The sequence below is a fragment of the Streptomyces niveus genome, assembly GCF_001723055.1.
Lineage (GTDB): Bacteria > Actinomycetota > Actinomycetes > Streptomycetales > Streptomycetaceae > Streptomyces > Streptomyces niveus.
On sequence record NZ_MDCR01000105.1, the window covers coordinates 1 to 8,506 of the forward strand.

Annotated in this window: 8 protein-coding genes; 6 read left to right on the plus strand and 2 right to left on the minus strand. The window is 71.5% G+C overall.

The features are described 5' to 3' along the window. Positions 1-117: 117 nt before the first annotated feature. Entirely contained in the window at positions 118-378 is a 261-nt protein-coding gene (locus tag BHU15_RS14270) for an antitoxin (RefSeq protein ID WP_069627537.1), read from the minus strand. Positions 379-428: 50 nt separating this feature from the next. Next, a complete protein-coding gene (locus tag BHU15_RS41325; protein ID WP_247748728.1) occupies positions 429-581 on the minus strand; it encodes a hypothetical protein in 153 nt (50 codons plus the stop codon). A 297-nt stretch (positions 582-878) separates the two neighbouring features. Here BHU15_RS41325 and miaA point away from each other — a divergent pair, with 297 nt between their 5' ends. The 6 genes from miaA to hflX form a co-directional block, all read left to right on the plus strand. Beyond that, complete coding sequence (gene miaA, locus BHU15_RS14280) at positions 879-1,817, plus strand: tRNA (adenosine(37)-N6)-dimethylallyltransferase MiaA (RefSeq protein WP_023538219.1); 939 nt, start codon at positions 879-881, stop codon at positions 1,815-1,817. Positions 1,818-1,924: 107 nt separating this feature from the next. Continuing rightward, the gene (locus BHU15_RS14285; protein WP_031229322.1) at positions 1,925-2,362 is read left to right on the plus strand and encodes a hypothetical protein; all 438 of its coding nucleotides are present in this window, start codon (positions 1,925-1,927) and stop codon (positions 2,360-2,362) included. Positions 2,363-2,439: 77 nt separating this feature from the next. Continuing rightward, entirely contained in the window at positions 2,440-3,366 is a 927-nt protein-coding gene (gene dapF / locus BHU15_RS14290) for a diaminopimelate epimerase (RefSeq protein ID WP_069627539.1), read from the plus strand. 160 nt (positions 3,367-3,526) lie between these two features. After that, complete coding sequence (locus BHU15_RS14295; protein ID WP_069627540.1) at positions 3,527-5,629, plus strand: RelA/SpoT family protein; 2,103 nt, start codon at positions 3,527-3,529, stop codon at positions 5,627-5,629. 129 nt (positions 5,630-5,758) lie between these two features. After that, on the plus strand, positions 5,759-7,222 hold the full coding sequence (locus tag BHU15_RS14300; protein ID WP_069627541.1) for a M1 family metallopeptidase: 1,464 nt from the start codon (positions 5,759-5,761) through the stop codon (positions 7,220-7,222). A 180-nt stretch (positions 7,223-7,402) separates the two neighbouring features. Next, on the plus strand, positions 7,403-8,506 hold a 1,104-nt coding region (gene hflX / locus BHU15_RS14305; protein WP_069627542.1), incomplete at its 3' end, for a GTPase HflX.

An 8,506-nucleotide genomic window follows, 5' to 3' on the forward strand; every position in this document is an offset into this window, starting at 1 on the left:
CGACGGTGACGGCCGCGAAGCACCTGAAGGGCGCTTCGCGGCCGTCACCGTCGTCTGTGGGACCTCGTCCCTCACCCGGCCGTCGCCCTCGGGCGGCAGCCGGGGCTCAGCCGGGCCTCAGGAGGCCGGGGGCGGCGGAGGTGAGGAAGGCGGGGTGCCGGTGTCGCCGTCCTTGTGGGACATCCGTTCCAGCGCGTCCTTGGCCTTGCCGGTCCCGGACTCGATCTTGTCGCTGTACTTGCCCTTGGTCTTCTGGTCGACCGTCTTCGCGGCCTTGTCCAGGCCCTCCCCGATCTTTCCCCCGTGCTGCTGCGCGAGGTCGGAGACTTTGTCCTTGGCCGGGGACAGTTTTGCCTTCAGTGAGTCAAGGAAGCTCATGGGTCGCCTTCCCTCGAAGCCCCGGGTGGGGCTGTCGGCTCTGTGCCGTTTTATTTGCGGGCGCCTTCGCCGGCTTCGTTGTCGGCCGCCTCGTCGACGGTCTGCTGCCTCGGGATGTCGACGCTCTCCGAGGCCTCCGTACCACCGTCGGTGGCGTGGTCTCCGCCCGCAACCGTATCGGTGCCGGTATCGACCCTCGACACGGCCTCCGCCGCCCGTGGGCCGCCGTCCGCGGGGGCATCGGCCGCCGAAGAGGTCGATCGCGCCTCCCCGGCCGTCCGCCTGGACTTCCGACGAAGTCGTTCAAAAACACCCATATCTGCTCCATATGCTACTCGTGCGGGCGAAAATCCGCGTCGCCCGGAGCGTCCCGTTGCGCCGCCCCGTGGCACCGGCCCGAGAACCGGCAGCCGGAATCTCGCAACGGCCAACGACCCCGGACAGGCGGCCGTCACGTAACTCGTTCGGGAACCGGTCACCGGGTTTGCGAGACTGGGGCGGTGAGAAGCGCAGCGCCAGCACCCCGGGTCATCGCCGTCGTCGGCCCCACCGCGGCCGGCAAGTCCGACCTGGGCGTCCATCTCGCCCGGCAACTCGACGGTGAGGTCGTCAACGCCGACTCCATGCAGCTCTACCGAGGGATGGACATCGGAACCGCCAAGCTGACGACCGAGGAGCGTCGCGGCGTCCCGCACCACCTCCTCGACATCTGGGACGTCACCGAGGCGGCCAACGTCGCCGAGTACCAGCGGCTGGCCAGGATCGAGATCGACCGGCTCCTCGCCGAAGGCCGTACGCCCGTCCTCGTCGGCGGCTCCGGGCTCTACGTACGGGGCGCCATCGACGCCCTCGACTTCCCCGGCACCGACCCCGAGGTGCGCGCCCGCCTTGAGGAGGAACTCAAGCTGCGCGGATCCGGGGCCCTGCACGCCCGGCTGGCCGCCGCCGATCCGCCGGCGGGCCGCGCGATCCTCCCGAGCAACGGCCGCCGCATCGTGCGGGCCCTGGAGGTGTTCGAGATCACCGGCAAGCCGTTCACCGCCAACCTGCCGGGTCATGACGCGGTGTACGAGACCGTGCAGATCGGCGTCGACGTCGAACGCCCCGAACTCGACGCGCGGATCGCGCTGCGCGTGGACCGTATGTGGGAGGCTGGCCTCGTGGACGAGGTGCGCGAGTTGGAGGCGCGCGGCCTGCGCGAGGGGCGTACGGCCTCGCGCGCGCTCGGCTACCAGCAGGTGCTCTCCGCCCTCGCGGGCGACTGCACCGAGGACCAGGCGCGCGCCGAGACCGTACGCGCCACGAAGCGCTTCGCGCGCCGCCAGGACTCGTGGTTCCGCCGCGACCCGCGCGTGCACTGGCTGAGCGGCGCCGCCGCCGACCGGGAGGAACTCCCGCACCTCGCGCTGACGTTGGTCGAACGAGCGGTCACAGCCTGATCACGTGATGGCATCGGGACGCTCAGGCCGTCAATCCGGTGCCCGGGGCCGTGCCATCATCGAGCATCGATCGACCAGTGGAGTCCGAGTTGGGAGGGCGCGTGGCGATGGAGGCCGGCCCTCGCAACACAGATCAGGGGACGCAGGATCCACCGGACGAAGCACCACGGCTGAGTCCTGACGGACCCGACGAAGACGCGGTGACGCCCGAGGTCGAGGTCGAACTGCGCCCGCAGCGACGCCTGCGGATCTGGCAGCTCGCACCCATCGTGATGCTCGCCGCCATCGGCTCACTGATGTTCGCCTTCCCCCTCGCCTTCGGGACGGGCGACGGCGGCGCCGTCGTCGCCATGCTCGGCCTGCTGATCAGCTGCTGCGCCGCGGGCTGGGGCATGATGGCCGCCCGCCGCGTCGGGCACGCCTGGCCCGGTCTGCCGGCCCGCGGGTCCGGCGAGCGCCCGGACTGGCGGGTGCTCGCGCTGTACGTGGCCGGGGGCGCCGCGCTCGTCGCTCTCGCCGTCTGGCGGGTCGCGCGCCTGCGCTGAGCGGCGGCACGCCTTTCGGGCGCACGGCCCCGCTCTCGCGGGTTCGCGCTGTCGGTCCCACCTCGTACGATTGACGCGTGAGCACCTACCGCCCCTCCGCGCAGCCGTCACCGATCCCCTTCCTCAAGGGCCACGGGACCGAGAACGACTTCGTGATCATCCCCGACCCGGACAACGCCCTCGCCCTGTCCGCCTCCGCCGTCGCAGAGCTCTGCGACCGCCGGGCCGGTATGGGTGGCGACGGGCTGCTGCGTGTCGTACGGTCCGCCGCGCACCCCGAGGCGCGGTCCATGGCCGACCGGGCCGAGTGGTTCATGGACTACCGCAACAGCGACGGATCCGTCGCCGAGATGTGCGGCAACGGGGTGCGGGTCTTCGCGCGGTATCTGCGGCGGGCCGGTCTCGTCCAGGCGGGTGACCTCGCCGTCGCCACCCGAGGCGGCGTGAAGAAGGTGCACATCGCCAAGGACGCCGGGACCGGCGGCGATGAGACCGGTTCGGGAGCGATCACCGCCCACATGGGACGCGCCCTCCTTACCGAAGACGACGTCACCGTCGCTGTGGGGGACCGCGGTTGGCCCGCCCGCAACGTCAACATGGGCAACCCGCACGCCGTCGCCTTCGTGGACGATCTCGCCCACGCGGGCAATCTGTTCACCGCGCCGCCCGTCAGCCCCGCCTCGGTCTATCCGGACGGTGTGAACGTCGAGTTCGTCGTCGACCGCGGCCCGCGCCACGTCGCCATGCGCGTCCATGAACGCGGCTCGGGCGAGACACGGTCCTGCGGTACGGGCGCGTGCGCCGTCGCCGTCGCCGCGGCGCGCAGGGACGGCCTCGACCCCGCCGTGACCGGCGAGCCCGTCACGTACACCGTGGACGTGCCCGGCGGACGGCTCGTCATCACCGAACGTCCCGACGGCGAGATCGAGATGACCGGCCCGGCCGTCATCGTCGCCGAGGGAGTGCTCGACGCGGAGTGGGCGCGGCGGCTCGACACGCTCTGAACTCCTCCGAATCCGCCCACAGGTTCCCTCGAATGGGTGATCCGTTTCACGCTGGGGGAGAGGTGGACCGAGGCACGTGGTGGGGTCGGTAGCATCAAGCACCGGCCGGGCGGGCGCTCCTGTCCCTCCCACCGCCGGTCGACGCTGCCGGAGGTGCCCCATGAGCGCAGAGGCGACCAGCCCTGGTGCCCGGAGCCGCAGGCGCGGCCGTACCAGTATCGACCTCCGCCGACTCGGCAGGGCCGCGCTGCTGGGGCCCGCGTCCAGGGACCGGCTGCCGGACGCGATCGGCCACGTCGCCGACGCGCACCGCGCCCACCACCCCGACGCCGACCTGCTGGTGCTGGGCAAGGCTTACGTACTGGCGGAGATGTCGCACCGCGGCCAGTTCCGCAAGAGCGGTGAGCCGTACATCACGCATCCGCTCGCCGTCACCCTGATCCTCGCCGAACTCGGCGCCGAGACCACGACGTTGACGGCCTCGCTCCTCCACGACACCGTCGAGGACACGGATGTGACGCTCGATCAGGTGCGCGCGGAGTTCGGCGACGAGGTCTGCTACCTGGTCGACGGTGTGACGAAGCTGGAGAAGGTGGACTACGGCGCCGCCGCCGAGCCCGAGACCTTCCGCAAGATGCTGGTCGCCACCGGAAACGACGTCCGCGTGATGTCGATCAAACTCGCCGACCGGCTGCACAACATGCGCACCCTCGGTGTGATGCGGCCGGAGAAGCAGGCCCGTATCGCCAAGGTCACCCACGACGTCCTCATCCCGCTCGCCGAACGGCTCGGCGTGCAGGCGCTCAAGACCGAGCTGGAGGACCTGGTCTTCGCGATCCTCCAGCCGGAGGAGTACGAGCGCACCCGCGCCGTCATCGCCGACCGGGCCACCACGGGGCCGAGCCTGGACACGATCGCCGAGGACGTACGGCGGACGCTCCGCGAGGCCGACATCAGCGCCGAAGTCGTCATCAGGCCGCGGCACTTCGTCTCCGTGCACCGTGCCCGCCTGAAACGCGGTGAGATGCGCGGCACGGACTTCGGCAGGCTGCTCGTCCTGGTCGGCGAGGACGCCGACTGCTACGCCGTGCTGGGGGAGTTGCACACCTGCTTCACACCGGTGATCTCCGAGTTCAAGGACTTCATCGCCGCCCCCAAGTACAACCTGTACCAGTCGCTGCACACGGCCGTCGCCGGTCTCGACGGGGCGGTCGTCGAAGTCCTCATCCGTACGCACCAGATGCACAGGGTCGCCGAGGCGGGTGTGGTCGCGCTGGGAAACCCGTACACGCCCGTGGACGGCGCCGAGCCGGCCGACGGCGAGCGCGCCGACCCGACCAGGCCCGGCTGGCTGTCCCGCCTCCTGGCGTGGCAGGAGTCCGCCACCGACCCGGACACGTTCTGGACGACGCTGCGCGCCGACCTCGCCCAGGACCGCGAGATCAGCGTCTTCCCCGCCGACGGCGGCATGTTGGGGCTGCCCGCCGGAGCGACGTGTGTGGACGCCGCGTACGCGCAGTACGGCGACGGCGCCCACGGATGCATCGGAGCGCGCGTCAACGGCCGTCTGGCGACGCTGAGTACGGTCCTGGCGGACGGCGACACCGTACAACTGCTGCTCGCTCAAGGCCCCGTTCAGGCGCCGGGCGACTCGGGCGGTCCGGGGCCCTCTCCGGAGTGGCTGGACCACGCCCGTACGCCCGCCGCGCGGATCGCTATCGCGGGCTGGCTCGCCGCGAACCCCGAGAGCCTGAAGGTGCCCGAGTCCGAGCCCCGCGCGCCGGGCGCCGTCACGGCGGGACGGCGCGGTGTGGCCAACGTTGTCGTGGACGTGCCCGAGGACGCGACCGTACGGCTCGCCGGCTGCTGCACGCCCGTGCCGCCCGACGACGTCACCGGGTTCCTGGTGCGCGGCGGCGCCGTCACGGTGCACCGCGCGGAGTGTTCCGCGGTGGGCCGGATGGCCGCGCTCGGCCGCTCGCCGGTCGCGGTGAGCTGGGGCGACGAGGCGGAGTGCCGGGTCACCCTGTACGCGGAGTCCTTCGGCCGGCCACGGCTGCTCGCCGACCTGACAGAGGCCATCGCCACGGCGGGCGCGGCGATCGTGTCGGCCAACGTGGAGCCGCCGAGCGAGCAGCGGGTGCGGCACACGTACACGCTTCAGCTGCCCGACGCGGCGGGGCTGGCCGGTCTGATGCGCGCGATGCGGGACGTGCCGGGTGTCTTCGACGTACGACGCGCGCAGCACGAGCCGGCCACCTGACCGCACCGTCCGGCCTCTTTACAAGGACGCGTCGAACGCCGCCCCGTGCCTCCGTCCCGCCCGCCTCTTTCGGGTGGGGGTGAAGCGCGTCGCCCTCATACACAGGCCGCGCGCTGGTAGCGGTGGTTCATGCTGCTCACCTCCCGCCGGCTGCGCGCCGCCCTGCTGGCCACCGCCTCGGCCACCCTCGTCGCGGCGACACTCCCCGCCGCCGCCCCGGGCCCCCTCGGTATCGGCGATCCGCTCTTCCCGCACCTGGGCAACCCCGGCTACGACGTCCTGTCCTACGACATCGCCTTCACCTACCGCGGCGACAACACCAAGCCGCTGGACGCGGTCACCAAGATCGACGCCCGCGCGACCCGGCGTCTGGACCGGATCAATCTCGACTTCACGCACAGCGCGGTCCGCTCCGTGGAGGTCGACGGCGCGCGCGCCGACTACGTGACGGCCGGAGAAGACCTCGTGGTCACGCCGCGCAAGGCGGTCGAGGCGGGCTCCCCCCTACGCGTCACCGTCACCCACACCAGCGACCCGAGGGGCGGCAAGGGCGGCTGGGTGCCGACCACGGACGGTCTCGTGATGGCCAACCAGGCGAACGCCGCGCACCGCGTCTTCCCCGGCAACGACCACCCCGCCGACAAGGCCGTGTTCACCTTCCGCGTCACCGTCCCCAGCAAGCTGACCGCCGTCGCCAACGGGCTGCCGGTGGCGAAGACCCGCCGTGGCGCCACCACCACCTGGACGTACCGCACCCGTCACCCGATGGCCACCGAGCTGGCGCAGGTGTCGATCGGCGACTCGGCCGTGGTGCACCGGGAGGGCCCGCGCGGGCTGCCCGTACGCGACGTGGTCCCGGTGGCCGACCGCGCGAAGCTGGAGCCGTGGCTGGCGAAGACGCCGGGGCAGTTGGAGTGGCTGGAGCGGCAGGTCGGGCGGTATCCGTTCGAGACGTACGGCCTGCTGATCGCCGGTGCCCAGACCGGTTTCGAGCTGGAGACACAGACGCTCTCGCTCTTCGAGCGTTCGTTGTTCACCCGCCCCGAGTACCCCGAGTGGTACGTCGACTCGCTCATGGTCCATGAGCTGGCGCACCAGTGGTTCGGCGACAGCGTCTCGCCGCGCACCTGGTCGGACCTGTGGCTCAACGAGGGGCACGCGAGCTGGTACGAGGCCCTGTACGCCCAGGAGCACGCCGACAAGCCGCTGGACACGCGCATGCGCGAGGCGTACCGGCTGTCCGACGGCTGGCGCGCGGCGGGCGGCCCGCCGGCGGCGCCGAAGAAGCCCACGGCGGGCGAGCAGCTCAGCCTCTTCAGGCCGGTGGTGTACGACGGGAGCGCGCTGGTGCTGTACGCGCTGCGGCAGGAGATCGGCGCGGGGGAGTTCCGGCGGCTGGAGCGGGACTGGGTGCGCGACCACCGGGACGGGACGGCGAGCACGGCGGACTTCACCCGGCTGGCGTCGGACATCGCGGGGCGTGACCTGTCGGGCTTCTTCAAGGCGTGGCTGTACGGGACGACGACACCGCCGATGCCGGGGCACCCGGACTGGAAGAGCGCGGCGATGAAGCAGGGCGGGAAACCCGAATGACGGTCCCGGCGGTGACGTGCCACCATCAAGGGGTCGGCGGCGCCGCCGGGACCGGGACTCCGGGCCGGGAGCGCCGGGCCCGTGACGCCGGGAATCAATCCGGATCGTTACGCGTTGTGACCGATGTGGGTGGGCAGTCTCTGTCCACCACCCGAACATTCTCTACGACGTAAGGATCCAATGACCTCCTCTTCTTCCCCTTCCCAGGACGAGCAGATCGCCGCGGACCCCCGCACGGACAGCCTTCGGGCCGATGCCCTGATGGAAGAGGACGTCGCCTGGAGCCAAGAGATCGACGGACAGCGGGACGGCGACCAGTTCGAGCGTTCCGACCGCGCGGCGCTACGGCGCGTGGTGGGCCTCTCCACCGAACTCGAAGACGTCACCGAGGTCGAGTACCGGCAGCTGCGCCTGGAGCGCGTGGTGCTCGTCGGCGTCTGGGTCACGGGGACCGTGCAGGAAGCCGAGAACTCGCTCGCCGAGCTGGCGGCGCTGGCCGAGACGGCCGGGGCGCTGGTGCTGGACGGTGTGATCCAGCGCCGTGACAAGCCCGACCCGGCCACCTACATCGGCTCGGGCAAGGCACGCGAGCTGTACGACCTGGTGCTGGAGACCGGAGCGGACACGGTCGTCTGCGACGGTGAGCTCAGCCCCGGCCAGCTCATCCACCTCGAGGACGTCGTCAAGGTCAAGGTCGTGGACCGTACGGCCCTGATCCTCGACATCTTCGCCCAGCACGCCAAGTCCCGGGAGGGCAAGGCGCAGGTCGCGCTGGCCCAGATGCAGTACATGCTGCCGAGGCTGCGCGGCTGGGGCCAGTCGCTGTCCCGGCAGATGGGTGGCGGCGGCGGTGGCGGTATGGCCACGCGTGGTCCCGGTGAGACCAAGATCGAGACGGACCGGCGCCGGATCCGCGAGAAGATGGCGAAGATGCGCCGGGAGATCGCGGAGATGAAGACCGGCCGCGAGATCAAGCGGCAGGAGCGCAGGCGTCACCGGGTGCCTTCGGTGGCGATCGCCGGGTACACGAACGCGGGGAAGTCCTCGCTGCTCAACCGCCTCACCGGCGCGGGCGTCCTGGTGGAGAACTCGCTGTTCGCCACCCTGGACCCGACCGTGCGCCGGGCCGAGACACCGAGCGGCAGGATCTACACGCTGGCCGACACCGTCGGCTTCGTCCGGCATCTGCCGCACCACCTCGTGGAGGCGTTCCGCTCGACCATGGAGGAGGTCGGGGACTCCGACCTGATCCTGCATGTGGTCGACGGCGCGCACCCCGCGCCG

Excerpts from the sequence above, each read along its gene's own strand:
- BHU15_RS14270 (WP_069627537.1), bottom strand. The coding sequence starts at position 378 with ATGAGCTTCCTTGACTCACTGAAGGCAAAACTGTCCCCGGCCAAGGAC.
- BHU15_RS14285 (WP_031229322.1), top strand. The coding sequence starts at position 1,925 with ATGGAGGCCGGCCCTCGCAACACAGATCAGGGGACGCAGGATCCACCG.
- BHU15_RS14295 (WP_069627540.1), top strand. The coding sequence starts at position 3,527 with ATGAGCGCAGAGGCGACCAGCCCTGGTGCCCGGAGCCGCAGGCGCGGC.
- BHU15_RS14300 (WP_069627541.1), top strand. The coding sequence starts at position 5,759 with ATGCTGCTCACCTCCCGCCGGCTGCGCGCCGCCCTGCTGGCCACCGCC.